At 73.1% G+C, this 22,591-nt stretch carries 29 protein-coding genes; 11 read left to right on the top strand and 18 right to left on the bottom strand.

The features are described 5' to 3' along the window. The first annotated feature begins 1 nt into the window (after position 1). Both ACWEVN_RS25380 and ACWEVN_RS25375 read left to right on the top strand, forming a co-directional pair. Positions 2–337, top strand: coding sequence for a YciI family protein (locus ACWEVN_RS25380; protein ID WP_449683370.1), 336 nt, complete (start codon positions 2–4; stop codon positions 335–337). Next, complete coding sequence (locus ACWEVN_RS25375; protein ID WP_452052954.1) at positions 337–822, top strand: AraC family transcriptional regulator; 486 nt, start codon at positions 337–339, stop codon at positions 820–822. The genes ACWEVN_RS25380 and ACWEVN_RS25375 overlap by 1 nt, the downstream gene beginning before the upstream one ends. Here ACWEVN_RS25375 and ACWEVN_RS25370 read toward each other — a convergent pair. Both ACWEVN_RS25370 and ACWEVN_RS25365 read right to left on the bottom strand, forming a co-directional pair. Beyond that, positions 819–1,277, bottom strand: a complete 459-nt coding sequence (locus tag ACWEVN_RS25370; RefSeq protein ID WP_449683368.1) for an anthrone oxygenase family protein — start codon at positions 1,275–1,277, stop codon at positions 819–821. The genes ACWEVN_RS25375 and ACWEVN_RS25370 overlap by 4 nt on opposite strands. Positions 1,278–1,294: 17 nt before the next feature. Further along, positions 1,295–2,116 carry an NmrA family transcriptional regulator gene (locus ACWEVN_RS25365; protein ID WP_452052953.1) on the bottom strand — a complete coding sequence of 274 codons (822 nt, stop codon included), beginning with the start codon at positions 2,114–2,116 and terminating at the stop codon, positions 1,295–1,297. A gap of 82 nt (positions 2,117–2,198) precedes the next feature. Between ACWEVN_RS25365 and ACWEVN_RS25360 the strand changes: the two genes are divergently transcribed. After that, a complete protein-coding gene (locus ACWEVN_RS25360; RefSeq protein ID WP_452052952.1) occupies positions 2,199–3,131 on the top strand; it encodes an AraC family transcriptional regulator in 933 nt (310 codons plus the stop codon). 94 nt (positions 3,132–3,225) lie between these two features. On the opposite strand, the gene ACWEVN_RS25355 is transcribed toward ACWEVN_RS25360, so the two are convergent. The 5 genes from ACWEVN_RS25355 to ACWEVN_RS25335 all read right to left on the bottom strand — a co-directional run bounded on the left by ACWEVN_RS25355 (position 3,226) and on the right by ACWEVN_RS25335 (position 6,819). Then, a complete protein-coding gene (locus ACWEVN_RS25355) occupies positions 3,226–3,660 on the bottom strand; it encodes an SRPBCC family protein (RefSeq protein WP_452052951.1) in 435 nt (144 codons plus the stop codon). Beyond that, a complete protein-coding gene (locus tag ACWEVN_RS25350) occupies positions 3,657–4,007 on the bottom strand; it encodes an ArsR/SmtB family transcription factor (protein ID WP_449683364.1) in 351 nt (116 codons plus the stop codon). The genes ACWEVN_RS25355 and ACWEVN_RS25350 overlap by 4 nt, the downstream gene beginning before the upstream one ends. Before the next feature lie 9 nt (positions 4,008–4,016). Then, positions 4,017–5,108 carry a hypothetical protein gene (locus ACWEVN_RS25345; protein WP_452052950.1) on the bottom strand — a complete coding sequence of 364 codons (1,092 nt, stop codon included), beginning with the start codon at positions 5,106–5,108 and terminating at the stop codon, positions 4,017–4,019. A gap of 179 nt (positions 5,109–5,287) precedes the next feature. Then, positions 5,288–6,478: an RNA polymerase sigma factor gene (locus ACWEVN_RS25340; protein ID WP_452052949.1), complete on the bottom strand. Its 1,191-nt coding sequence runs from the start codon at positions 6,476–6,478 to the stop codon at positions 5,288–5,290. Next, the gene (locus ACWEVN_RS25335) at positions 6,475–6,819 is read right to left on the bottom strand and encodes a YciI family protein (protein ID WP_452052948.1); all 345 of its coding nucleotides are present in this window, start codon (positions 6,817–6,819) and stop codon (positions 6,475–6,477) included. Before ACWEVN_RS25335 ends, ACWEVN_RS25340 begins: the two co-directional genes overlap by 4 nt. An 88-nt stretch (positions 6,820–6,907) precedes the next feature. Here ACWEVN_RS25335 and ACWEVN_RS25330 point away from each other — a divergent pair, with 88 nt between their 5' ends. Next, on the top strand, positions 6,908–7,942 hold the full coding sequence (locus ACWEVN_RS25330; protein WP_452052947.1) for a site-specific integrase: 1,035 nt from the start codon (positions 6,908–6,910) through the stop codon (positions 7,940–7,942). A 2-nt stretch (positions 7,943–7,944) separates the two neighbouring features. Here the strand turns inward: ACWEVN_RS25330 and ACWEVN_RS25325 are convergent, their stop codons facing one another. Next, positions 7,945–8,109, bottom strand: coding sequence for a hypothetical protein (locus ACWEVN_RS25325; RefSeq protein ID WP_167455070.1), 165 nt, complete (start codon positions 8,107–8,109; stop codon positions 7,945–7,947). Positions 8,110–8,135: 26 nt separating this feature from the next. On the opposite strand from ACWEVN_RS25325, the gene ACWEVN_RS25320 reads away from it, so the two are divergent. Continuing rightward, a complete protein-coding gene (locus tag ACWEVN_RS25320; protein WP_449683359.1) occupies positions 8,136–8,645 on the top strand; it encodes a CGNR zinc finger domain-containing protein in 510 nt (169 codons plus the stop codon). On the opposite strand, the gene ACWEVN_RS25315 is transcribed toward ACWEVN_RS25320, so the two are convergent. The 3 genes from ACWEVN_RS25315 to ACWEVN_RS25305 form a co-directional block, all read right to left on the bottom strand. After that, positions 8,642–8,794, bottom strand: coding sequence for a hypothetical protein (locus ACWEVN_RS25315; protein WP_452052946.1), 153 nt, complete (start codon positions 8,792–8,794; stop codon positions 8,642–8,644). The genes ACWEVN_RS25320 and ACWEVN_RS25315 overlap by 4 nt on opposite strands. Positions 8,795–8,916: 122 nt before the next feature. Beyond that, positions 8,917–9,591: a class I SAM-dependent methyltransferase gene (locus tag ACWEVN_RS25310; RefSeq protein WP_449683357.1), complete on the bottom strand. Its 675-nt coding sequence runs from the start codon at positions 9,589–9,591 to the stop codon at positions 8,917–8,919. A gap of 55 nt (positions 9,592–9,646) precedes the next feature. Continuing rightward, complete coding sequence (locus tag ACWEVN_RS25305; protein ID WP_452052945.1) at positions 9,647–12,394, bottom strand: AfsR/SARP family transcriptional regulator; 2,748 nt, start codon at positions 12,392–12,394, stop codon at positions 9,647–9,649. Between the two features lie 170 nt (positions 12,395–12,564). On the opposite strand from ACWEVN_RS25305, the gene ACWEVN_RS25300 reads away from it, so the two are divergent. From ACWEVN_RS25300 to ACWEVN_RS25290, 3 genes are all read left to right on the top strand, one after another. After that, the gene (locus tag ACWEVN_RS25300; RefSeq protein WP_452052944.1) at positions 12,565–13,428 is read left to right on the top strand and encodes a hypothetical protein; all 864 of its coding nucleotides are present in this window, start codon (positions 12,565–12,567) and stop codon (positions 13,426–13,428) included. 37 nt (positions 13,429–13,465) lie between these two features. Then, positions 13,466–13,909 (top strand): hypothetical protein, encoded by a 444-nt coding sequence (locus tag ACWEVN_RS25295; protein WP_452052943.1) that lies wholly within the window; start codon positions 13,466–13,468, stop codon positions 13,907–13,909. Positions 13,910–13,977: 68 nt separating this feature from the next. Beyond that, a complete protein-coding gene (locus ACWEVN_RS25290) occupies positions 13,978–14,754 on the top strand; it encodes an SGNH/GDSL hydrolase family protein (RefSeq protein WP_452052942.1) in 777 nt (258 codons plus the stop codon). Here ACWEVN_RS25290 and ACWEVN_RS25285 read toward each other — a convergent pair. The 7 genes from ACWEVN_RS25285 to ACWEVN_RS25255 all read right to left on the bottom strand — a co-directional run bounded on the left by ACWEVN_RS25285 (position 14,734) and on the right by ACWEVN_RS25255 (position 19,735). Then, positions 14,734–15,339 carry a TetR/AcrR family transcriptional regulator gene (locus ACWEVN_RS25285; protein ID WP_449683352.1) on the bottom strand — a complete coding sequence of 202 codons (606 nt, stop codon included), beginning with the start codon at positions 15,337–15,339 and terminating at the stop codon, positions 14,734–14,736. The two genes, ACWEVN_RS25290 and ACWEVN_RS25285, sit on opposite strands and share 21 nt — an antisense overlap. Further along, positions 15,323–15,796 (bottom strand): SRPBCC family protein, encoded by a 474-nt coding sequence (locus tag ACWEVN_RS25280; protein WP_310972692.1) that lies wholly within the window; start codon positions 15,794–15,796, stop codon positions 15,323–15,325. The genes ACWEVN_RS25285 and ACWEVN_RS25280 overlap by 17 nt, the downstream gene beginning before the upstream one ends. Next, on the bottom strand, positions 15,793–16,113 hold the full coding sequence (locus tag ACWEVN_RS25275; protein WP_310972693.1) for a metalloregulator ArsR/SmtB family transcription factor: 321 nt from the start codon (positions 16,111–16,113) through the stop codon (positions 15,793–15,795). Before ACWEVN_RS25275 ends, ACWEVN_RS25280 begins: the two co-directional genes overlap by 4 nt. Next, complete coding sequence (locus ACWEVN_RS25270; RefSeq protein ID WP_449683351.1) at positions 16,113–16,499, bottom strand: VOC family protein; 387 nt, start codon at positions 16,497–16,499, stop codon at positions 16,113–16,115. The genes ACWEVN_RS25275 and ACWEVN_RS25270 overlap by 1 nt, the downstream gene beginning before the upstream one ends. A 26-nt stretch (positions 16,500–16,525) precedes the next feature. Beyond that, a complete protein-coding gene (locus tag ACWEVN_RS25265; RefSeq protein WP_452052941.1) occupies positions 16,526–18,049 on the bottom strand; it encodes an FAD-dependent monooxygenase in 1,524 nt (507 codons plus the stop codon). A 76-nt stretch (positions 18,050–18,125) separates the two neighbouring features. Then, positions 18,126–18,749, bottom strand: a complete 624-nt coding sequence (locus ACWEVN_RS25260) for an acyl-CoA-like ligand-binding transcription factor (RefSeq protein WP_449683349.1) — start codon at positions 18,747–18,749, stop codon at positions 18,126–18,128. 41 nt (positions 18,750–18,790) lie between these two features. Further along, positions 18,791–19,735, bottom strand: a complete 945-nt coding sequence (locus ACWEVN_RS25255; protein ID WP_452052940.1) for a LysR family transcriptional regulator — start codon at positions 19,733–19,735, stop codon at positions 18,791–18,793. Between the two features lie 113 nt (positions 19,736–19,848). Between ACWEVN_RS25255 and ACWEVN_RS25250 the strand changes: the two genes are divergently transcribed. From ACWEVN_RS25250 to ACWEVN_RS25240, 3 genes are all read left to right on the top strand, one after another. Next, positions 19,849–20,748, top strand: coding sequence for an NAD(P)H-binding protein (locus ACWEVN_RS25250; protein WP_452052939.1), 900 nt, complete (start codon positions 19,849–19,851; stop codon positions 20,746–20,748). Next, entirely contained in the window at positions 20,738–21,094 is a 357-nt protein-coding gene (locus ACWEVN_RS25245; RefSeq protein ID WP_452052938.1) for a darcynin family protein, read from the top strand. Before ACWEVN_RS25250 ends, ACWEVN_RS25245 begins: the two co-directional genes overlap by 11 nt. Positions 21,095–21,212: 118 nt before the next feature. Further along, a complete protein-coding gene (locus ACWEVN_RS25240; RefSeq protein WP_452052937.1) occupies positions 21,213–22,550 on the top strand; it encodes an MFS transporter in 1,338 nt (445 codons plus the stop codon). The last annotated feature ends 41 nt before the right edge of the window (positions 22,551–22,591 follow it).

Genomic DNA, 22,591 nt, shown 5'->3' with positions numbered 1-22,591 from the left:
CATGCAGTACCTGCTGATGATCTGCGGCGACGAGACCGCCGAAGAACACGCGAACGACGGCTGCGGCGGCTGGAGCGAAGACGTGGAACGCCGTGGCATCGTCCGCGGCGGTGGTGGCCTGCGCCCGCCGACGGAAGCCACCACGATCCGCGTCCGCGACGGCGAAGTCCTGCTCACCGACGGGCCGTTCACCGAAGCCAAGGAACAGATCGGCGGCTTCGTCATCCTCGACTGCGCCGACCTCGACGAAGCCCTCGAACTCGCCGCCCGCCACCCCGCGGCGACCTACGGCAGCATCGAGGTCCGCCCGATGCTCGGACCGGAGGATTTCGCCTGATGCCGGCCGTCGTCGAGCGGCCCGCCCAGCGCTACGTCGCCGAGCGCGCCACCCTCGCCATCCCGGAGTTCCCGCGGATCGCCGACCGGCTGCCATCCCTCATCGGCACCCTCGCCGCCCACGGCGTGGCCCCGGCCGGAGCGCCGTTCTTCCGCTACCGCGTGCTGCACCCGGGGATGCGGTTCACCGTCGAAGCCGGCGTGCCGATCGACGGCGACCACACGCCGGCCGAGCCCGCCTTCCTCGGTGAGCTGCCGGCGGGCCGGTACGTCCTCGACACCTACGTCGGCGCCCCCGACGGCCTCGCCGCCGCCACCGAAGCCGTCCTCGCCTGGGGTGCCGACGAAGGCCTGAGCTGGGACCGCACCGAAGGCCCGGACGGCGAGGAATGGGGCTGCCGCCTGGAAGTCCTGCGCACCAACCCGCTCGAAGTCCCCGACCGCGCGCAGTGGGTCACCGACCTGCTCTTCCGTCTCGAGGACTAGCCGCGCCCGGTGAGCACGGCCCCGACCAGGCAGCCGAACCCCGCCGTGCTCACCAGGGCGCGCAGCACGTTCCAGCGCACCCACGCCGTCTCGAACGCCGCCCGCACCGCCGCGTAGTCGTCGCCGCCGCGGTCGAGGGCGTTGTTCAGCGGGATGTGCACCGCGCCGGTGAGCAGCACCATCCCTGCCAGGCAGCCGAACCCGGCGATCACCCACGGCAGCGACGGCGAACCGAAGTGCAGGAACACCGCCACCCCGGCCAGCAGCGGCGCCCCCAGGAACGTCAGCATGAACACCGGGTTGATGATCGCGATGTTGATCCCGCGCATGCCTTCGACGAACGTCTTGTCGTCCCCGCGCGCCAGCCCCGGCAGCACCGAGCAGGCGTAGGCGTAGAACAACCCCGCGATCAGTCCCGCCGCGACCAGCGCGGCCACCAGCACCACCGTCGCCATCGGTTTCCCCTTCCCCTTCACCGCGTCCAGACCCCGGTCGCGGCGGCCTCCCGCGCGAACTCGGCGAACTCCGTCGCCGGACGGCCCAGCACCCGCGCCACGTCGTGCGTCACCGACTCGTTCCGGCCGTCGAGGACGCGGGCGAACAGCTCGGTCAGCGCGCCGACCTCCTCCTCGGGCACCCCCTGGCTCGCCGCCGCGGCCGCGAACTCCCCGGCCGAAACCGGAACATAGCGGACATCCCGCCCGGAGGCGGCAGCAATCTCCGCGGCCGCGTCGGCGAAGCTCAGCAGCCGCGGCCCGGTCAGCTCGTACCGCCGCCCGGTGTGACCGGGCTCGGTCAGCACCTTGACCGCGACGTCGGCGATGTCGCGGACGTCGACGAACGGCTCCGTCACCGTCCCCGCCGGCAGCACGATCTCCCCGGCCCGGACGGCGTCCAGCAGGAAGTGCTCGCTGAAGTTCTGCGCGAACCAGCTGCACCGCAGGACCGTCCAGCCGGTCCCGGCCTCCCGCACGATCCCTTCGCACGCCTCGGCTTCTTCTTCACCGCGGCCGGACAGCAGCACCAGGTGCCGCACGCCGGCCGCCACCGCGAGCCCGGTGAACGCCCGGAGGTCGTCAGCCGCCTGCGGCACCACCAGATCGGGGTAGTAGGTCAGATACACCGCGTCGACGCCCGTGAGTACCTCCGCCCAGGTCCCGCGGTCGCTCCAGTCGAACGGCGGCGACCCTCGCCGGGACGTGATCCGCACCTTCTCGCCGCGCTCGCGCAGCCGGTCCGCCACCCGGCGCCCGGTCTTGCCGGTGCCGCCCACCACCAGGAAGTTCGTTGTCATGCCGTTCAGTCAAGCGACTCGCAGTGAGACTCTCCATGGTTCAAAGCCTTGATCGCATGTTCCAGCGTCTACAGTCGTGCGCATGGACCCGCTTGCCGCTCTCCTCGACGGCCCTCGCGCCCACGGCGCGTTCCTCCTGCGCTCGGTAGTGACCCCGCCGTGGTCGCTGCGCATCGAAGACCGGGCGCCGCTGACCGTGGTGTCGGTGGTGCGCGGCGAAGCGTGGATCGTGCCCGACGGCGGCGAAGGCGTCCTGCTGGGCGAAGGCGACGTCGCGATCAGCCGCGGCCCGGAGCCGTACCTGGTCGCCGACCACCCGTCGACACCACCGCAGGCGCTGATCCTGCCTGGGCAGGAATGCCGCACCCCCGACGGCGGGCACCTGACCGCCTACGCCGACCTCGGCGTCCGCACCTGGGGCACCGGCGGCCCGGTCGTGCTGCTCACCGGCACCTACGGCATGGAAGGCGAAATCAGCAGAAAGCTCATCGCCGCACTGCCCGCGCTGATCGTCCTGTGCGCCGCCGACTGGCCGACCCCGCTGGTGGGGCTGCTGGCCACCGAGATCGGCCGGGACGTCCCGGGCCAGGAAGCCGTCCTGGACCGGCTGCTGGACCTGCTGCTGATCGCGGCGCTGCGGGCGTGGTTCGACCGGCCGGACACCAGCGCCCCGGCGTGGTACCGGGCGCACGAGGACCCGGTGGTCGGCCAGGCGCTGCGGCTGCTGCAGCACCAGCCGGCCGAACCGTGGACGGTCGCCAAGCTCGCGGCCGACGTCGGCGTGTCCCGCGCCGCGCTGGCCCGCCGTTTCGCCGCCGCGGTGGGCGAGACCCCGATGGCGTACTTGACCGGGTGGCGGCTCGCCCTGGCCGCGGACCTGCTGCGCCAGCACCGGGAGACGACGATCGCCTCGATCGCCCGCCAGGTCGGCTACGGCAGCGCGTTCGCCCTCAGCGCGGCCTTCAAGCGCGAGTTCGGCGTCAGTCCGCAGCACTACCGGCCCCGGACGTCATGACCGCGGATCACCGAAAAGGGCAGGTGTGGGTGGTCCAAGCGAGACAGCCCACAGCCGTGGTTCCGGCCTCGAGATTCCCCTCGTGACGGGCTGATCAGGACTTCAGTTCGCCGCCGAGCCGGTCGAGCCACTCGCCGGTGCCCTGCTCGCGCCACTCCGGCTTCTCGGCGCCGTCCAGGAACGTGTCCTGCTCGGTGAGCACCAGCCGCGTGCCCTCACCTTCGGCGAGCAGCTCCACGGTCGTGGTCGAGACCGTCGCGAGCGCGCCGTCACCGGTGAGCGTGCCGGAGAACACGATCCGCTGCTCGGGCACGATGTCGTGGAAGGTCGCGACGAAGGTCATCGGGCCGCCGGCGGGGGTGCGGGCGTCGATGGTCTCCCGGCCGCCGACGCGGAAGTCCAGCTCGTGCTCCGCCGTGGACGCGAACCAGCGCTTCTTCGCCTCCGGGTCGGCCCAGGCGGCGAACACCCGCTCCGGCGGGACCGGGTAGGTGCGCTCCAGGCTGAACGTGCTGTGCAAGACGGTCATGACGTGCTCCCTTCCGACGTTCCGGGCGGCTCGGCGAGGAAGTCGCCGAGCCGGTCGAGCCTGCTCTCCCACGTGGTGCGCTGCCGCCCCAGCCACTGCTCGCCCGTGCGCAGCACCGCCGGTTCGATCCGGCAGGTGCGGACGCGGCCGACCTTCTCCGACCGCACGATCCCGGCAGTCTCCAGCACCTGCAGGTGCTGCACGACGGCGGCGAGCGACATGGTCAGCGGCTCGGCGAGCTCGCTGACCGACGCCGGGCCGCGCACGAGCCGCTCCACCAGCGCCCGCCGGGTCCGATCACCCAGGGCGCGGAACACCAGGTCCAGCGACTCTTCATGGTTAAGCACCTACTTAAGTTAATGCTGCGACGCCTGACGGTCAAGTAACCGCTTAAGTGTTGCGGGCAGCTCGGGCGTGGCACGCAAGGCGGTGAGCACATCGGCCAGCTCGCGCTCGGCCGCTTCGGCCCGGCTGGACGTGGCCCGCAGGTCGGCGCCGAGGTTCGTGGTGGTTTCGTGCATCGACCGGACGGTCTGTTCGTGCCCCGCCTGCAGCTCGGCGAGCCGCTGGTCGAACCCGGCCCGGGCCGCTTCGTGCGCCGCCATCGCCGTGGCGTGCTCATCGCGGGCGGCGGCGAGCGCTGCGGTCACCTTCGCGTGGTCGTCACGGGCGGAATCCAGCGCCGCGGCCACCTTGGCGTGGTCCTCGCGGGCCGCGTCGAGCCGTTCCTGGACGGCATCGGCCCGCGCGACGGCGGCCTGCCCGCGCCCGCGTTCCTCCTCCAGCGCCGCCCGGACAGCGGCCAGCTCGGCGGTCAGCGTCGCGATCACCGCGGCTCGTTCGCCGGCGAGGGCGGCGGAGGCGTCGGCCCGATCGGCGACCCGCGCGAGCTCGTCGCGCACCGCGGCCAGCTGACCTTCGGCCCGCTGCTGCTCCTGGACCGCAGCCCGCCGGGTGGCACGCTCCTCATCGCGCTCCCTCAGCGCGGCCGCCTTGTCCCGCTCCGCCGCGGCGGCCTCGGCGACCGCGGTCTCGGCGATGTCCCGGGCCTGGGCGGCTTCGGCGTCCGCGCGGCCACGCTGCAGCCGGTGGTCGTCGGCCTCGGCCAGGGCCGCGTCGCGTTCGGCCAGCGCGGTGGCGGTCGTCGCCTCGAGCTGGTGGCGCAGTGTCGTGAGGGTCTCGACCAGCCCGCGGGCCGGTTCGAGGACGCGGTCGACCTGACCGGCGAGCGCGGTGACGGCGGTGTCGTCCAGCTCGGTGTCGCTCTCCCGCAGCGACTCCGCGTCCGCGAGCACGGCCTCGGCGTCCCGGCAGCTGAGGTTGCGCCGGCCCCAGGTTTTCCCGTCCTGGCAGAACCGCGCCCGGCTTCCCCGCCCCACCGCCGGCGGCAGCGGCGCTCCACACCTCCGGTACTCGCACACCCGCACCTGACCAGCGTCTTCTGTCATGATCAGGACTCTACCAAAGCTTCTAATCAGAACTAGATTTACCTGTTCAAAATTAAAAGATAAGCGCAACAGCTCTGAGTTTGGATAAGGTCACATATCCAAACCCAGAACCAGGCAGATGAGCGAGAGACTGACAAGGGTCGGATCGGGGGCTCGAAAAACTAGGACCCCTCGAAATGTCAACCCAGGGTTGACGCGCGCTTCCGTTCCAGCAGAGTTCGTTCCGCGGTGTTGCCGGTGAGCTCGATGGCCGTCGTGTAGGCCGCGGCGGCCTCCTCCGGGCGATCCACCCGCGCGAGCAGATCCGCCCGGATCGCGTGGAAGAGCGGGAACCGCGGCAGATCGAGCTGCTCGACCAGCTTCAGCGCCACGAACGGACCGTCGAGCTCGGCGACCGCCACCGCCCGGTTCAACGCCACCACCGGCGTCGGCGTGTGGGCCAGCAGCTGGTCGTACAGCGCCTTGACCTGGGACCAGTCCGTGGGCGCGTCGCTGTGCACGGCCTGGATCGCCGCCTGAATCTGGTAGGGGCCCGGCTGGTTGCGGCGCAGGCAGCAGCGGACGATCTCCTGGCCTTCGGCGATCAGGCCGGCGTCCCAGCGCGACCGGTCCTGGTCGGCCAGCAGCACGACGGCGCCGGACGCGGTCGTGCGCGTCTCGCGGCGGGCGTCGATCAGCAGCATCGTCGCGAGCAGGCCCTGCACCTCGGGCTCGTCGGGCATCAGCCCGGCCAGGACGCGGGTCAGCCGGATCGCCTCCCGGCACAGCTCGGCGCGGATCAGCTCCTCCCCCGCGCTGGCCGCGTACCCCTCGTTGAAGATCAGGTACAGCACAGCGAGCACCGCGGCCAGCCGCGCGGGCAGGTCGGCGTCGCGCGGGACGCGGTACGGGATGCCCGCGTCGCGGATCTTGTTCTTCGCCCGGACGATCCGCTGGGCCATCGCGGGCTCGGCGACCAGGAACGCGGCCGCGATCTGGGCCGTGGTCAGGCCGCCGAGCAGCCGCAATGTCAACGCGACCTGCGCGGGCCGGGCCAGCGCCGGGTGGCAGCAGGTGAAGATCAGCCGGAGCCGTTCGTCGGGCACGGCGCCCTCCTCCACGGGCTCGGTTTCCGCGTGCAGCAGAGCCGCCTGGGCGTGCTTGTCCGCCCGGGCGGCCTCCCGCCGCAGCCGGTCGATGGCGCGGTTGCGGGCGGTGGTGATGATCCAGCCCGCCGGGCTCGGCGGGAGCCCGGCCGAAGGCCACCGCCGGACCGCCTCGGCGAACGCGTCCTGCACGGCCTCTTCGGCGACGTCGATGTCCCCGAAGACCCGCACGAGCACCGACACGGCCCGGCCGTACTCCGCGGCGAAGACCTTCTCGACGCTCATCCCTGGAACGGCCGCACCTCGACCGGCAGCGGGGCGACGGCGTCGGCGAGCCGGCCACCCCAGGTGAGCGCGGCGTCGAGGTCGGGCGCGGTGATGATGGTGAACCCGCCGAGGTGTTCCTTGCCTTCGGTGTAGGGGCCGTCGGTGACGAGGGTGTCGCCGTCGCCGGCCCGCAGCACGGTGGCGGTCGAGGGCGGGTGCAGCCCGCCGGCGAACACCCAGGCCCCGGCCGCCTTGAGATCGGCGTTGAGCGCGTCGAGCTTGCGCACGATCCCGTCCAGGACCTCCGGCGGCGGGGTCGGGCCGTCAGGCTGGTAGATGCTGAGCAGGTACTGCTTCATGTCGTCCTCCTCGGTGTCTCACCGCTGATACGAACGGCACCCGCGTGGATCGACACGGGAACCTACCGGGATCCCGTAACCTCGGCGCGTGCCCGAGCTGGAACCGGTGACCGACGCCGCGCTGAGCGCCCGCGAGCGGCTGGCGCTGCTGGACGAGGCCGCCGCCCGGCACGTCGACGAGCAGCGGCCGCCCAACACGCTCAAGGCCTACGCCCAGGACTGGCAGGTGTGGCAGGACTACACCGCCGAAACCGGGATCCCGCCGCTGTCGGCGACGATCGGCGCACTGACCGGATTCGTCGTGTGGCTGGAACGCGGCCGCACGCTGCGGCCGGGCGAACGGGCCGTGCCCGACGTCCCCGAACGGGCGGCCCCGGCGGCGCCGTCGACCATCGAGCGACGTCTCACCGGTGCGCTCGCCGGGCTGCGCCACCACAAGGTGATCGTCGATCCCGAAGCCAGCCGCGCCGCGTGGCGGGCACTGAAGGGCTACCGGCAGCGGCTCGCGCGCGAGGGCGTTCAGCGCGGCCGCGGCAAGGCCACCATGGTCACCCTCGCCGACCTGCGGGCGATGTCACGAGCGTGCCCGGACACCCTCGCCGGCGCGCGCGACCGGGCGATGCTCCTGATCGGCTTCCCCATCGCCGCCCGCTGCTCCGACCTGGCGAACCTGCTGGTCACCGACGTGCAGCCGGTCGACGACCGGGGGCTCGCGGTGACGGTCCGGCACGGCAAGAGCACCGGCGAAATGGTCGTCCCGCGGCGGGAAAGCCCCGACACCGACCCGGTGCGGGCGTGGCACACGTGGCGGTCGGGTGCGGGGCTCGCCGAGGGGCCGGCGTTCCGCCGGGTGGATCGGCACGGCAACGTCGGTGAACCCGCGCTGACCACGACCGGCGTCAACCAGATCCTCACCCGCGCGGGCGTCCGCGCGGGGCTGCCGTACCCGGTCACCGGCCACTCGCTGCGGTCCGGGTTCGCCACCGAGGCCCGCCGAGCCGGGGCCGACGACCTCGCGATCGCCGACCAGGGCCGCTGGGTGCGCGGCAGCCGGGCGCTCTACGAGTACATCCGCCGCGTCGACCAGTGGAACGACAACGCGGCGGGCGCGCTCGACCTCTGAGTTCACGGCGCCGATCGGGTCGCGCCGACGACTTCGCCGTCCCAGCGGGCGAGCCAGCTGCCGCAGACGCAGCGCACGTAGTCGAGCCGAGGGGTGACGGGCTGCGCCGCGGCCGCCGGGAGTTCGGCGAGCGGCCAGCCGCAGCGGGGGCAACGATTCCGGTCCATGTCCCCGATCGTGGTGTAATGGCTTTGTGCACTTCAACCCTTACGGCGGTCCGGCCGCGCTGGTGGCCGCCGACCTGGTCAACGCCGGTTCCGCGAGCGAGCTGCTCGACGGGATGGTCCGCAACGGCATGGCGATCAAGGCCCTGACCGACGGCGAAGCGACCCTGATCGGCGCGTGGGCCACCCGGCTGCGCCCGGTGTTCGCCGCCGACGTCACCGCCCGCCCGGACCTGGTCAACGAGCTGCTGGCCGAAGCGGCGTGCCGCCCGTACATCACCACCCACGACGGCAAGCCGCCCCACCTGCACTACTCGGCGGAGGACGCCGGGCCGGTCGGCCGCGTCCGCGCGTACACCGCGGGCGGGCTGGCCCACCTGGTGTGCGAAGCCCCGGATCGCCTGGGCATCTGCAGCCGCGAAGGCTGCGAAACGGCGTATGTGGACACCTCGCGCAACGGCCGCCGGCGGTTCTGCTCGACGCGGTGTGCGACGCGGGTGCACGTCGCCGAGCACCGGGCCCGGCAGGTCAGCGCCTAGGGGGCCAGGAGCCCGGCCGTGACCGCGGCTTCGACGCAGGCGACGGCCTGGTCACGCTCGGCGGGGCTGGCCTTGGCGTCGGCGTAGGGGCGTGCTTCGAGGCGGCCGTCGGGCAGATCGGCGACCGCCGGCGTCAGGTCCTTCCGCACGCGGGCCACAACGCCGCATCCAACGTGCGGGTGGCTGCCGCGCGGGCCTCGTCACCGATCCGGGTCTCCGCACGCCGTGCACCGCCTGCCATCGCGGGAGCACCGCGATCCGGACATGCCGGTCAGCGGCTAGTTCCTTCGGCGTACGGCTTTCTCGCCCGCCACGCGAAAACCGTCGGCGTCGGCGCGCCGCCTTCGGCGAACCGCTCGAACACCAATCCCGCCTCCAGGACCGCGCCCAGCAGCGCGGGCAGCGGCCGGTGGGTGGCGCCGACCTTGTCCCGCAGGCCCTGGTCGCTCCACGACTCCATGGTCCAGCCGGGCTCCCGGTAGCCGGGCCGGATGACGACCGCGCGGGCGTCGGTGCGGTCGGCGAACCCGCCGCAGAAGCACGGGTGCACGCCGACGTGCACGAACACCCCGCCCGGCGCCAGGACCCGGGCCGCTTCCCGCAGCACCGCGGGATATCCGGGCATGTCGGTGTGGACCATGATCGCCACGACGGCGGGCAGCGCACCGGTCGCGATCGGCAGCGCCGTGGCATCGCCTCGCACGACCGGCAACCGCGCCCCGGCGTGCCGCAGCATCCCCGCGGAGACGTCGACGCCGAGCGGAGTGCGGCCCAGCTGCCGGATCCGCCCGGCGTGGGCGCCGGTGCCGCAGCCCAGCTCGAGGCACGCTCCGGCGCCCGGTCCGAGGAGGTCCCGCAGCACCGGCCCGAACTCCAGCGGATCCTCCCGCCAGCCGGGGACGAGCGTGGTTTCGTACCAGTCGGCGATGGCGTCGTAGGAGGTCACCTCCCCGTCGTACCGGCGGGGCGCCGGGTGGTCCACGGATTTCGCGCGGAGCGGTCTACAGCAGCCCTTGCAGCCGGGCCACCGCCTCCTCGCGGTGCTGCCGCCGGTACATCGCCAGCGCCCGCGACCAGGTGTCCCGCGCCGCGTTCCGGTCTCCGAGCGCGTCGTGGGCGCGACCCTGCCGTTCGAGGGTGTCGGCGGCGAAGTACTCGCCGCCGCAGGCCAGGTACGCGGTCACGGCCTGGCGGTAGTAGCCGACGGCGGCCTGGTGCTCGCCGGTGTGGTCGGCGATGAAGCCGAGGCTGTCCAGCACGTCCGGCTCCAGCGTCGGGTGGCCGAGCCGGCGGATCAGCCGCAGCGAAGCGGCGCAGTGCTCCTGCGCGGGCTCGTACTGCCCGAGCCGGGCGTGGTACCAGCCGACCGAGTTCAGCGCGACGGCCTTGGCGTGCGGGAGGTCCAGCCGGTCGTGCAGCCGCAGCGCCGTGGTCGCGTGCTCCAGCGCGGCGGCGGGCGCGTCCTGCTGGCCGTAGGCCTGCGCGAGGATGACGTGCGTGCGGGCCTGCGCGGCCAGGTCACCGGACTGCTCGGCCAGGCGCAACGCTTCGGTCAGGTGCGCGCCGGCCTCCCGGTGGTCGCCGGCGTGCGCGGCGGCGTGGCCGAGGTTCGCGTGGACGGTCATCCGCACGTGGCACGGCTCTTCCGGGGCCACCGAAGCGAGCGCCGCCCGCCACGACTCGAGCCGGTCCCGCACCCGGCCCTGGCGTCGCTGGGCCACGTCGAGGCTCCAGGCGAACCGCCACAGCACATCGCGCCAGCCGCGCTCGGCCACGAGCCGGAACGCGGCCTGCAGGTTGGGCATCTCGGCGCCGAACCACTCGACCGCTTCGGCCTGGCCGGTGAAGCGCCGGGGCTCGCACCCGGGGCGCGGCGGGTCCAGCGGTGGCACCGGGTACAACGGCTCGGCCAGCGCGCCGGCCGCGGCCGCGGTGTGGAGGGAGAACTCGACGAGCCGGCCCAGCGCGTCGTCCTGTTCCGCGTCCGTGAGGTCCCGCCGGCTGCACCGGATAGCGAAGAGCCGGATCAGGTCGTGCAGACGCCAGCGGCCGGGGGCGTGCTGGTCGACCAGGTGCAGCTCCGCCAAGGCACGCAACACCCGCTGGGCTTCGGCGACGGTGAGCCGGGCCAGCGCAGCGGCGGCGGGCACCCCGATGTCGGGCCCGGGCGCGAGCCCCAGCAGAGCGAACAACCGCGCGTGGGTGGCGGGCAGCGTCTCGTAGGTCGACCGCAGCACCGCCGGCAGGCTCGTGGCGACGCCGTCGTCGAGGGCGTCCAGCCGGCTGTCGGTCTCCCGCAACTCCGCCGCCAGAGCGGCGAGCGCCAGCTTGGGCGTGACGGCCGCGCGGCCGGCCACGATCCCCAGCGCCAGCGGGTATCCCGAGCAGTACGCCAGCAGCTCGTCCACCGCTTCGGGCTCGGCGGCCAGCCGCGCCGGCCCGAGCCGGGCGGCCAGCAGCCGGCGCGCCTCCCGCGGGGGCAGCACGTCCAGCGGGAGCGGCCGGGCGCCGTGCCGGACCACCAGGTCGGTCAGCGAACGCCGGGACGTCAGCACGACCACGCACGCGGACCCGGCCGGCAGCAGCGGCACGACCTGCGCCGAGTCGGCGGCGTTGTCCAGCACCACCAGCATCTTCCGGCCGGCCAGCACGCTGCGGTACAGGCCGGCCATGCCCTGGGTCGTCGCCGGGATGGCCGTCCCCGCGATGCCGAGCGCCTCCAGGAAGCCCCGCAGCGCGGCCGCCGGCTCCAGCGGCGGCATCGACGGGCTGAAACCGCACAGGTCGACGAACAGCTGCCCGTCGGGGAAGCGGCCGGCGTTGCGGCGGGCCCAGTCCAGCGCCAGCCACGTCTTGCCGATGCCGCCCGCCCCGGCGATCGACGACAGCACCACGACACCACCGGGGGCGTCCGCGACCGCCGCGTCGAGCGCCGCCAGCTCGGCGTCCCGGCCGACGAACGCCGCGGGCGAAGCCGGAACTTGCCGCGGCGACGGCAGGTTCCGGGTGTCCCGCCGGGGGGCCGCCAGCGCCGGATCGGCGTTGAGGATGCGCGCGTGCAGTTCCTGGGTGCGCGGCGCGGGATCGGTGCCGAGCTGTTCGGCGAGCCGCTCGCGCAGGGACCGGTAGTGCCCCAGCGCGTCGGCGACCCGGCCGGCGCGGTAGAGCGCCAGCATGTACTGGGCGGAAACCCGTTCGTCCCAGGGGTGATCCGCCGTCCGGGCGGCCAGTTCCGTGACCAGGCCCTGGTCCCGGCCGGTGCGCAGCCGGAGGTCGGTGTGATCGCACACGGCGTCGAACAGCTCCCGCTCGAGCTGCCGGCGCTGCCGGGTGGCCCAGTCGCCGTCCAGCCCGCCGAGGGGATCGCCGCGCCACAAGGCGATCGCCTGGTCGAACAAGTCCGCCGCGGAGTCGTCGTCGGCGGCCCGGGCCCGCGCGCAGAGGGCGCGGAAGCGGTGGAGGTCGATCGCCGTCTCCGGGATCGCCAGCAGGTAGCCGCCGGACCTCCCCACCACCTCGGCGGGCAGCAGGTGGCGCAGTCGGGACACGTAGCTCGCCAGCGTCGCCTTGGCCCGCGGCGGCGGATCCGCGCCCCACACGCATTCGGCCAGCCGAGCGACCGGCACCACGCGGTTCGGCTCCATCGCCAGCGCCGCCAGCACACACCGTTGCTTGGCCGGCCCGGCCGCCACCGGCCGCCCGGCCACGCAGGTCGTCACATCGTCCAGAAGCACGACTTCGACACTCATGGCGCTCCCCTCGCCAAGACCAGGCATAGCCGAGGTCGAGAGCGCATCGCACGCGAACCGGACGAAGTCCACACGAACGGCCGACAACGCACCCGGAGCAGGCGATTGCAAAACCACGCAACCCCCGTGCAATGCGCCGACACCATGCTTCTGCACCGAGGGGGGAACTCATGAAGCGAACACCGATCATCACGGTTTTCGTCACGCTGGGCGCTGTCGCCGCCGGCTGTGCGGCCCCACCGGCCACGCCGCCGGCGGCCGCGGTGCCCGACAGCCGGGTGCTCGACGAGGCCGAGCAAGTGGTGCTGCGCGATTGCATGGCGAAAGCCGGCTTCGAATACCGGATCACGCCGCCGCCGTCCGTGCCCGATCAGCGGGAGTTCCCGTACGTCGTCGACGACGTCGAGTGGGCTCGCAAGCACGGCTACGGCTCCGACATCGAGCAGCAGCTGGACGCCCTGCGTGCCGATGATCCCAACCAGCGCTACTTCCGGAGCCTGCCGGCGGAGCGCCGTCCGGCGGCCGCGGCCGCCGCGAACGGCCCGAAACCGCTCGGCCTCACCGCCAAGGACCCCGACGGCGGCACCGTGACCCGCAGCGACCAAGGCTGCCGCACCGAGGTCTTCCGGGAGCTGTACGGCGACCCGCAGACGTGGTTCCAGGCCAGCACCACCGTCGCCGGCCTGAAACCCCTCCGGGTGCGGCGTGTCATGGCCGACCCGAAGTTCACCGGCGCGCTCGGCCCGTGGTCGGCGTGCATGCGCTCGGCCGGCTTCGCCTACTCGAGCCCCGCCGACCTGCGCGCCCACCGGCCCGAGCAGCCGGCGTTCGCCGACGAGCAACGCATGGCGGTCACCGAAGCGACCTGCGCCGGGCAGAGCGGGCTCGCCGCCACCGCCAAGGAGCTGGACGCGCACTACGAAGCCGAACTGAACCAGCAGTACCAGGCCGCGCTCGACACCCGGCACCGGCTGCAGGAGGCCGCGCTGCCGCACGCGCGGCAGCTGCTCCGCCAGGACCGCCCGGGCTCGTAGGCCCGGGGGAAACGCACCACCGAGAGGGAGGACCACCATGCACAAGTCCCGGATCGCCGCGGGGGCGGTCACGATCGCCGCCACGGCACTGGTCGCCGGAGCGGTCACCGCCGAGGCGGCCACCGCGCCGCCCGCGGCACCGGCCACCGCCCAGGCCGACGGGTACTTCTACACGTACAACGGCCCGTACTTCACCGAGTTCTGCAACGGCTGGCGCACGGGCTCCACGAACTGGGGAGGCTGCGCCAACGAGGACGAGTCGCTGTGGAACAACGGCTACCCCGGCCGTCTCGACGACGTCCTCGTCTTCTACGCCCCGGGCCCGAGCGGCGCGTGGCGTGGGGTCTGCAACGGCGACGCGCTGCCCGACATCAGCGGGCTGACCTTCGACTGGAGCGGGGGCGAGGACGGCCACGGCGAGTCGATCTGGCACAACATCGCCGCGCACAAGTGGGCGACCCTGGGGGGCGTCTGCGCTTGAGCCGGCCGTGGTGCGTGCTGTCGCAGGCGGCACGCACCACCCCGTCCGGCGCTGCCTACACTGGACACATGAGCAAGCGCTTAGTGACTCTGGGGGACTCGTTCACCGAAGGCGTCGGCGACGACGATCCCGCCGCCCCGAACGGCGTGCGCGGCTGGGCCGATCGCGTCGCCGAACAGCTCGCCGCGCGGGAACGGGACTTCCGGTACGCCAACCTCGCCATCCGGGGCAAGCTGATGCCGCAGATCCTCGGCGAGCAGCTCGAGCCCGCGCTCGCCATGGCACCCGACCTCGTCACCCTCTACGGCGGGGGCAACGACCTGATGCGGCCCAGGGTCGACATCGACGCGCTGATGGTCGGCTACGAAGCCGCGGTCGCGAAGATCCGGGCGACCGGGGCCCGGCTCGTCCTGTTCACCGGGGTCGACGGCGTCGAGGACCCGCTCTTCCGCACGATCCGCGGCCGGGTGGCCATCTACAACGAACTCGTGCGCGGCATCGCGGCCCGCCACGACGCGCTGCTGGTGGACCTGTGGTCGATGCGGCAGCTCTGCGACCGCCGGTTCTGGGCACCGGACCGCCTGCACCTCAACGCGCTCGGGCACACCGAGGTCGCCATCGAGGTGCTGCGGGTCCTCGGCGTGGAACACCCGCTGGTCAACTCGGCCCCGGCGCCGCGCGTGGTGCTGAGCCCGGCGGCGCGCCGGAGCCAAAACCTGCAGTGGGCGCGGGAACACGCGCTGCCGTGGGTGCGGCGGCGGGTGAAGGGCGAATCGTCCGGGGACACGCTCACCGCGAAGCGCCCGACGCTGGCGCCGGTCGGCTCAGCGCCGGTCCCCCGCTGACGGGCGGAGGCCGTCGAAGAGGATCGCCACGGCCCGGTCACGCACGGGTGCGTCCGGGCCGGCGTACTCGGCGGCCCGCGCGACCCCGATGATCACCGGGATCAGCTCGCCGACGACGAGGTCGGCCCGGACCGCGCCCGCCGCTTGCGCCCGCGACAACAGCACGCCCAGTGCCGACAGCAGGCGTGCGCCGGCGTCGGACTTCGCCACGGGCACCGTGACCCCGGCCGCGGTCAGCGCTTCGAAGTAGGCGTTCTTCGCACTCGACATCTCGACCCAGCTGCCCAGGAACGTGAAGAACGCGCCGCCCGGGTCGGTGGACTCCGCGGCCACGGCCGTCTCGGCCTCGTCGACGAACCGGCTCAGCCGCGCGAAGAGCACCGCTTCGAGCAGCGCCTCCTTCGTCGGGAAGTGCCGGAACACCGTGCCGATGCCGACACCGGCGACGCGGGCGACCTCCTCGGTGGGTGCCCCGGTGCCCTTGGCGGCGAACACGCTCTCGGCCGCCTCCAGCACGCGCGCCCGGTTGCGCCGGGCGTCGGCGCGCAGGGGTTTCGGCTCGGCGGGCTCAGCGGCGGGGGTCACCTTCCGATCCTAACGGCGCCGGATCGGGCAGCGAGTCCAGCAGCCGGGCCAGGGCCCGCGGGACGTGGGAGCGCCAGCCGCCACCCATGATCCGGCGGGAGACGCGCTGGAACTCGTCGTCCGGGTCGAACCCTTCGTGGCTGAGGAACAGCCGGGTGCCGGTGCCCTCCGGCTCCAGCCGCCAGGTCACCGTCCACTGCGGACCCCAGCGGATGCTGAGCTTGCGTTCGGGTTCGACCTCCAGGACTTCGCACGCGACCGGTCCGCCGGCGAACCCGGCCGCGGGCACCGGCTCGGCCAGCAGCTCGAATCGGTGCCCCACCACGGGTTTGATGTCGTTGGGCATGTTGAGCCAGCGTTCGAGAAGGGCCGGCTCGGTCAGGGCGCGCCACACCTTGCGGGCCGGGTGGGCGAGGAACTGGTCGACGTGGATCGCGGCCGGGTCGTCGTCGGTCACAGGTCTTCCTCTTCGTCCAGTAGGTCGCGCAGGGTGGCGAGCTTGGTGCGCCAGAAGCGCTCGTACGGGGTGAGCCAGTCCGCGACTTCCTCGAGCGGCGCCGCGTCGAGGCGGTAGACGCGGTTGCGGCCTTGGCGTTGTTCGGTGACCAGACCCGCCTCGCGCAGCACCCGCAGGTGCTCCGAGAGGCTGGGCCGGGCCATCTCGAACCGTTCGGCGATGGCGCCGGCGGGCATCGGGCCGTCGAGCAGCAGCCGCAGCACTTCGCGCCGCGCCGGGCTGGCCAGCGCGGCGAAGACGTCGTCGTTGACCGGCATCAGCGCGGGACGGCGCCGAAGTCCGACGGCTCGAGGAGGCCGATCGTGTGCCCGTCGACGTCCCGGAACGACGTCGCCCGGCCCCACGGCCGCTCGTCCGGATCGGCGACGTCGACCCCGGCCGCCCGCAACGCGGCGACATCGGCGTCGACGTCGGTGGTCTGCAGCTGGAAGTGCCGCGGCCCCGGCTCGACCCCGGTGACCTGCTGGTCGGTCAGCACCACGCCGGTCTTCGCCCCCTGGGGTGCGACCAGCACGAACCGGCCGCCTTCGGGCGTGCGGCGGTCGACGAGGGCTTCGAAGCCGAGCTTGCCGACGTAGAAGTCCCGCGCGCGGGCGTGGTCGGCGACCGGCAGGGTCAGAAACTGGACGTGGGTGATCGTCATACCGGCGACAATACGTAGGAGATATCCTACGCGTCAAGCGGGTGGCCGAACCACCGTTCCAGGGCCGTGCGCAGGGCCTTGCGTTCGGTGTCGTCCGGTTCCGTCGCGCTGCTCGCCCAGGCGACGTACCCGTCGGGCCGGACGAGCAGCGCGGTCGCGTCGCCCTCCGCGTGGCCGGGCACGAGGTCCACGCGGTCGGTCCAGCCGCGCAGCTCGCCACCGAGCGAGCCGGTGAAGTCGAGCAGCAGCGGCCGGGCCGTCGTGGTCAGCTCGGCCAGCCGGGTGCCGTCGGCGAGGACGAGATCGGGGGCCCACCGGCCGTCGAGCGGGTGGTCGGTGCCCGGCTCGTACCGGACGTCGGCGCCGGACATCAGGTCGGCGACGTGCTGCACGGTGCCCGGCAGCCGCAGGAGTTCGCCGAACAGCTCGCGCAGCGCGGTGACGTCGCGGCCCGGGCTGATCAGCGCCGACTGGGCCTGGGTGTGCATGACGACGCGCTCGGCGACCGGGCGGCGTTCGCTCTCGTAGGTGCCGAGCAGGCCCGCCGGCGCCCAGCCGCGCACGGTGGCGGCGAGCTTCCAGCCGAGACCGACCGCGTCCTGCAGGCCGAGGTTGAGGCCGGGGCCGCCGATCGCGGAGTGGACGTGTGCGGCGTCGCCGACCAGCAGGACGCGTCCTTCGCGGAACTTCTCGGCCAGCCGCGTGTTGCGCCCGCGCAGCCGCCGCAGCAGGTGCGGGCCGTCGCCCTCGGGCGCGCCGAGCGGCAGCTCGAACCCGAGGACGCGGCGGACGCTCGCCCGCAGCTCGTCGACGGACATCGGCGGCTCGTCGACGGACTCCGGTTCGTCGGTCCATTCCATGGTGCTGATCAGCGGGCCGGCGGGGAACGGCGCGTACACGAACAGGCCGGTTTCGGTGCGGTAGTGGAAGAACGGCGGGATGACGCCGTGGCCCGGCACCCGCAGGCCACCCGATTCCGCGTCGGCGAACTCCGCGGGCACCGTGGCGTTCGCGGTGAAGGACAAGGTGCGGTCTTCGGTGACGCCGGGAAAGCCGATGCCGGTGAGCTTGCGGGTGACGCTGCGGCCGCCGTCCGCGCCGACGACGTACCGGGCACCGATGCGGTACGGCCCTTCGGGACCGGTGACGTCGAGGGTGACCGCGTCGGCGTCCTGGGTGAGGCCGGTGAGCTCGTGGCCGCGCCGGACCTCGATGCCGAGTTCGGCGGCGCGTGCGTTGAGCATCGCCTCGACCTGCCGCTGTGGCACGCCGAGGATGTTCAGCGAATTGCGCTCGGCCAGGGTGAGGTCCAGGCGCAACCCGCCGAAGACGAACGCCGGCGCGGGCGGCGCGATCGGGCCGGCGAGCCGTTCGTGCAGGCCGCGGCGGTCGAGGAGGCGGACGACCTGGCCGACGAGGCCGTTGGCGCGGTTCTCGGTGGTCGGTTCGGGCAGCCGTTCCAGCACCAGCGGCCGGACGCCGGCGAGGGCGAGTTCGCAGGCGAGCATGAGGCCGTTGGGGCCGGCTCCGGCGATGACGACGTCTTCCACGGTGGACTCCCCTTTTGCGGGCATGGCGAAGCAGCCCGGCGTGCGGGCGCTTCTCCGGGTTTTCGGATGAGGTGGGCTAGCGGGGTTCGGGCAGGCCGGCGGCGAGCCGGCCGAAGACGTCCCGCAGGACGTCTTCCAGGGCCGGTCGCGGATCGGCGACCAGCCACTGCTGGGTGACGACGTTGAGCGCGGCACCGACGACCCCCGCGACGAGCCGCGGGTAGACGTCCCGGGTGACGTCGGTGCCGGTGCGTTCGGCGACGGCGAGCGCGAACTCGGCTTCGGCGGCCGCACCGGCCTTCTGGAACTCCCCCTGCAGGGCGGGTTCGGCGACCATCAGCCGCAGCCCCTCGACCCAGCTCCGGTCGGCGGGTTTCCCGTCGGGCACCGGTTCGCCGAGCGCGAACCCGTCGAGCGCGGCGCGGGTGAGGGCATCCCAGATCGGTTCCCCGGCCGGCCGGTCCCGCAGCGCGGCGGCGATGGCGCGCGCCCGGTCGTGGTGCCGGGCGACGATGGCTTCGCCTTTGCTGCCGAAGTAGTTGCTGAAGGTCCGGGTGGACACCCCGGCTTCGGCGGCGATGTCTTCGATCCGGACGTTGTCGAAGCCGCGTTCGACGGTCAGCCGGATCGCCGCCCAGCTCAGCGCGATGCGCGTTGCCCGCTTCTTGCGCTCACGAAGGCCGGCGCGGTCGGTGTCCATGAACCCCACCGTACCGAAACTTGCAGGATCTGCAAAGTTGCCTAATCGGCAAGCTTTCGGCCGGGCTGGAGGAGCCGGCGCACGGCGTCGCGCAGCCACCGGTGGCCGCTGTCGGCGGCGTGGCGCGGATGCCAGGCCATGCCGATCTTCAAGGGCGGCAGCGGCAGCGGGATCTCCAGCAGGCGCAGGCCCAGTGCGTGGGCCGGGTCGCCGAGCGGCGAGGGTGGTTCGCCCGGCACGGCGGCCGGGACCAGGCAGACGACATCGCTGGCGGCGGCCAGGGCCATCGCCGCCAGGTGCCCGGGCAGGACGGCGCCGACCCGGCGGGTGAGCCCGTGTTCGGCCAGGGCCGCGTCCAGCGGTCCGGTGAAGCGGCCTCGGCGGCTGACCGCCACATGCTCCGCCGCCGCCAGCCGGGCGGGCGTCAGGACGCCTTCGGTGAGCGGGTGCCCGGCGCGGACGCCGGCCGCCATCCGCAGCGTCACCAGGTCTTCGACCCTGGCCTCCGGGTCGGCGTGGCCGATGTTCCCGATCTCCAGGTCGATCCGGCCCTCGCGCAGGGCGGGGCCCGCCTCGAACTCCTCGGCCAGCACCCGCAGGGAGACGCCCGGGGCCTGACGGCGGGCCAGGCCGAGCAGGCCGGGCGCCACCGCCGCGCCGACGACGTCGGCGGCCTGGACGGTGAACGTGCGCCGCAGCGTGGCGGGGTCGATCCCGCCGCCCGGGGTGAGCAGGGCCGCCAGCCGGCGGACCACCGCGGCGGCTTCGTCCCGCAGTTCCTCGGCGCGGGGCGTGGGCACCATCGCCTGCCCGGCACGCACCAGCAGCGGGTCCTGGAGCACCCGGCGCAGCCGGGCCAGGGTGCGGCTCATCGCCGCGGGCGAAGTGCGCAGCCGCTCGGCGGCCCGGGTGACGCTCTGCTCGGTCAACAGGGCGTCGAGGGCGAGGGCGAGGTTGGCGTCGAGGTTCGGTAGCGGGTCGCTCACCAGCATTGTTCCGTTTCGGGCAAGGATTGCTTGCTGAGGTTCCCATTGTGGCAATGCGGTCGTGATCCGCACGATCGAGGGGTCAATCCGATCCGACACAACCGCGAGGTTCCATGATCGTCATCACCGCGCCCACCGGCCAGATCGGCGGGCGCCTGCTGTCTTCGCTGCTCGAAGCCGGCGAGGAGCTCCGGGTCGTGGTCCGCGATCCGGCCCGGCTCCCGGAGTCCGTGCGGGAACGCGTCGAGGTGGTCACCGGCTCCCACGGCGACGCCGCGACGGCCGAGCGCGCCTTCGCCGGGGCCGACGCCGTGTTCTGGCTGGTGCCACCGGACGGCTCGGTCCCGCCCGAGCAGGGCTACCGCGGCTTCACCCGCCCGGCCGCGCGGGCGTTCGCCGAACACGGTGTCGGGCACGTCGTCGGCGTCTCGGCCCTCGGCCGCGGCACCCCGCAGGCCGCCCGGGCCGGGCTGGTCACCGCGACCCTGGCCGTGGACGACCTGATCGCCGCCTCCGGCGTCGCCTACCGCGCGCTGGCCTGCCCGTCGTTCTTCGAAAACCTCCTGGAGGAGGCCGGCTCGATCCGGGACCACGGCGTCTTCACCGACACCGTCGCCGCGGACCGCCCGGCGCCGCTGGTGGCCGTCGCCGACATTGCCGCGGTGGCGGCCGGGCTGCTGCTGGACCGCTCGTGGACCGGCGTCGGCAGCGTCCCGGTGCTCGGCCCGCGGGACCTGTCGCCGGACGACCTGGCCCGCATCATGACCGAGGAGCTGGGCCGCCCGGTCCGTTACCACCGCGAGTCACACGAGGAGTTGCGGGCCACGATGCTCGGCTACGGCCTCGATGCCGCGTTCGTCGAGGCCATGGTCGCCATGAAACGCGCCAAGGACGAAGGCCTCGACGCCGGCGTCGCCCGCTCGACGCCGTCGGGCACCGAATTCGCGCAGTGGTGCGCCACGACCCTCAAGCCCGCCGTTCTCGCCGCCCCGGAGGCCGCCGATGCCCGCTGAATCGACCGTCACCGCGTTCATGCTGGTCAAGACCACGCCCGAGTGGCTGGCCTTGACCGTCGACGAACGCATCCACGCCTTCAAGACCCAGATCGTCCCGGTGATCGAAGCTCAGACCCACGGCGTCCGGTCCCGCTTCTACGACACGGAGTTCTACTCCGCGCGGGTCACCGACGTCTGGGTCTGGGAGGCCGACGACCACGACACCTACCGGCTGCTGATCGACGCGCTGCGGGAAACCCCGTTCTGGGACCGCTGGTTCGAGGTCGTGGACCTGCTGGTGGGCATCGAGAACGGCTACGCGCGCACCTACGGCGTGGAGCCGGTGGCCACCATCGCCACCTGAGTCCCGCGGCACCTCCGGTGCCCGGTCACCGACTGGACGAGAAACCGGTCATCGATCGCCGAAATCGTCGTCGGGCGTCACACTGTTGTGTGACATCGGTCACCGGAGGTGTTGCGAGATGGTTCTGGGCGACAACGGCGTCACTCACAAGGTGCCGGCGGACAGCAGAGTGCAGGTACGGCGGGCGGCGCTGGCGAGCGCGGTCGGCACGACCATCGAGTGGTACGACTTCTTCCTCTACAACACCGCGGCGGCTTTGGTCTTCCCGCACCTGTTCTTCCCCGCTTCGAGCGCCTACGCCGGCGCCATGCAGTCGTTCGCCACCTACGCGGTCGGGTTCGCCGCCCGGCCGGTCGGGGCCGCGATCTTCGGGCACTGGGGCGACCGGATCGGGCGGAAGGCGACGCTGATCGTCACGCTGCTGCTGATGGGCATCTCCTCCGGCGTCGTCGGGATCCTGCCCGGGACGTCGGCGATCGGCTTCGCGGCGCCGCTGATCCTGGTGCTGCTGCGGCTGGTGCAGGGCATCGCCATCGGCGGTGAGTGGAGCGGCTCGGTGCTGCTCGCCATGGAGTGGGGCAACCAGCGCAAACGCGGGCTGCTGGGCAGTTTCGCGCAGATCGGCGTGCCCGTCGGGCTGGTGCTGGGCACCGGCGGGATGACGTTGCTGTCGGCGACGCTGTCCCCCGCCGCCTTCGACTCCTGGGGCTGGCGGATCCCGTTCCTGCTCAGCCTGGTGCTCGTCGCCGTCGGGCTGGTGATCCGGCTGAAGATCCTCGAGACGCCGATGTTCGCCAGGCTCGTCGAGAACCGGCAGACCGCGCGCACGCCGGTGCTCGACGCCATCCGGCACCACTGGCGGGAAATCCTGCTCTCGGCCGGCGTCCGGTTCAGCGAGCAGATGCCGTTCTACCTGTTCACCAGCTACGTGCTGACCTACGTCGTGTCGCGGCACGACTTCAGCAAGACGTTCGTGCTCAACGCGGTCCTCGTCGGGGCCGCGTGCGAGCTGGCGCTGATCCCGCTGTTCTCGGCGTTGTCGGACACCTTCGGCCGCAAGCGGGTCTACCTGTGCGGGGCGGTCCTGACCGGACTGATCGCCTTCCCGTACTTCACGATCCTGGCGCACGGCAGCCACGCGCTGGTGTTCGTCGCGGTCGTCGTGTCGTTCATCCCGCACGCGCTGCAGTACGGCCCGCAGGCGGCGTTGATCGGCGAGAGCTTCCCGACGCACCTGCGCTACGGCGGCGCGGGGCTGGGGTACCAGCTGGCGTCGGTGTTCGCGGGCGGACCGGCGCCGCTGCTGGCGACGTGGCTGCTGCACACGACCGGGACACCGTACGCGATCTCCGGCTACATCATCCTGTCGGCGGCGGTCAGCGTGGCCTGCGTGATCGTCCTGAAGGATCGGTCCAAAGCGGACATCGACGACGTCTCGGTGTACCAGCGGACCTGAAAGCGCCCCAATGTGGCGTTCGGTGCGTCCAACGCACCGAA

It is taken from the genome of Amycolatopsis sp. NPDC003861, from assembly GCF_053605405.1.
Note: the sequence above shows the minus strand (reverse complement) of the source record. Positions and strands in the feature narration are given on the sequence as shown.

Coding starts and splice junctions, on each gene's coding strand:
- ACWEVN_RS25380 (WP_449683370.1), top strand. CDS start 2: ATGCAGTACCTGCTGATGATCTGCGGCGACGAGACCGCCGAAGAACAC.
- ACWEVN_RS25375 (WP_452052954.1), top strand. CDS start 337: ATGCCGGCCGTCGTCGAGCGGCCCGCCCAGCGCTACGTCGCCGAGCGC.
- ACWEVN_RS25370 (WP_449683368.1), bottom strand. CDS start 1,277: ATGGCGACGGTGGTGCTGGTGGCCGCGCTGGTCGCGGCGGGACTGATC.
- ACWEVN_RS25365 (WP_452052953.1), bottom strand. CDS start 2,116: ATGACAACGAACTTCCTGGTGGTGGGCGGCACCGGCAAGACCGGGCGC.
- ACWEVN_RS25360 (WP_452052952.1), top strand. CDS start 2,199: ATGGACCCGCTTGCCGCTCTCCTCGACGGCCCTCGCGCCCACGGCGCG.
- ACWEVN_RS25355 (WP_452052951.1), bottom strand. CDS start 3,660: ATGACCGTCTTGCACAGCACGTTCAGCCTGGAGCGCACCTACCCGGTC.
- ACWEVN_RS25345 (WP_452052950.1), bottom strand. CDS start 5,108: ATGACAGAAGACGCTGGTCAGGTGCGGGTGTGCGAGTACCGGAGGTGT.
- ACWEVN_RS25340 (WP_452052949.1), bottom strand. CDS start 6,478: ATGAGCGTCGAGAAGGTCTTCGCCGCGGAGTACGGCCGGGCCGTGTCG.
- ACWEVN_RS25335 (WP_452052948.1), bottom strand. CDS start 6,819: ATGAAGCAGTACCTGCTCAGCATCTACCAGCCTGACGGCCCGACCCCG.
- ACWEVN_RS25325 (WP_167455070.1), bottom strand. CDS start 8,109: ATGGACCGGAATCGTTGCCCCCGCTGCGGCTGGCCGCTCGCCGAACTC.
- ACWEVN_RS25305 (WP_452052945.1), bottom strand. CDS start 12,394: ATGAGTGTCGAAGTCGTGCTTCTGGACGATGTGACGACCTGCGTGGCC.
- ACWEVN_RS25300 (WP_452052944.1), top strand. CDS start 12,565: ATGAAGCGAACACCGATCATCACGGTTTTCGTCACGCTGGGCGCTGTC.
- ACWEVN_RS25295 (WP_452052943.1), top strand. CDS start 13,466: ATGCACAAGTCCCGGATCGCCGCGGGGGCGGTCACGATCGCCGCCACG.
- ACWEVN_RS25290 (WP_452052942.1), top strand. CDS start 13,978: ATGAGCAAGCGCTTAGTGACTCTGGGGGACTCGTTCACCGAAGGCGTC.
- ACWEVN_RS25275 (WP_310972693.1), bottom strand. CDS start 16,113: ATGCCGGTCAACGACGACGTCTTCGCCGCGCTGGCCAGCCCGGCGCGG.
- ACWEVN_RS25270 (WP_449683351.1), bottom strand. CDS start 16,499: ATGACGATCACCCACGTCCAGTTTCTGACCCTGCCGGTCGCCGACCAC.
- ACWEVN_RS25260 (WP_449683349.1), bottom strand. CDS start 18,749: ATGGACACCGACCGCGCCGGCCTTCGTGAGCGCAAGAAGCGGGCAACG.
- ACWEVN_RS25250 (WP_452052939.1), top strand. CDS start 19,849: ATGATCGTCATCACCGCGCCCACCGGCCAGATCGGCGGGCGCCTGCTG.
- ACWEVN_RS25245 (WP_452052938.1), top strand. CDS start 20,738: ATGCCCGCTGAATCGACCGTCACCGCGTTCATGCTGGTCAAGACCACG.
- ACWEVN_RS25240 (WP_452052937.1), top strand. CDS start 21,213: ATGGTTCTGGGCGACAACGGCGTCACTCACAAGGTGCCGGCGGACAGC.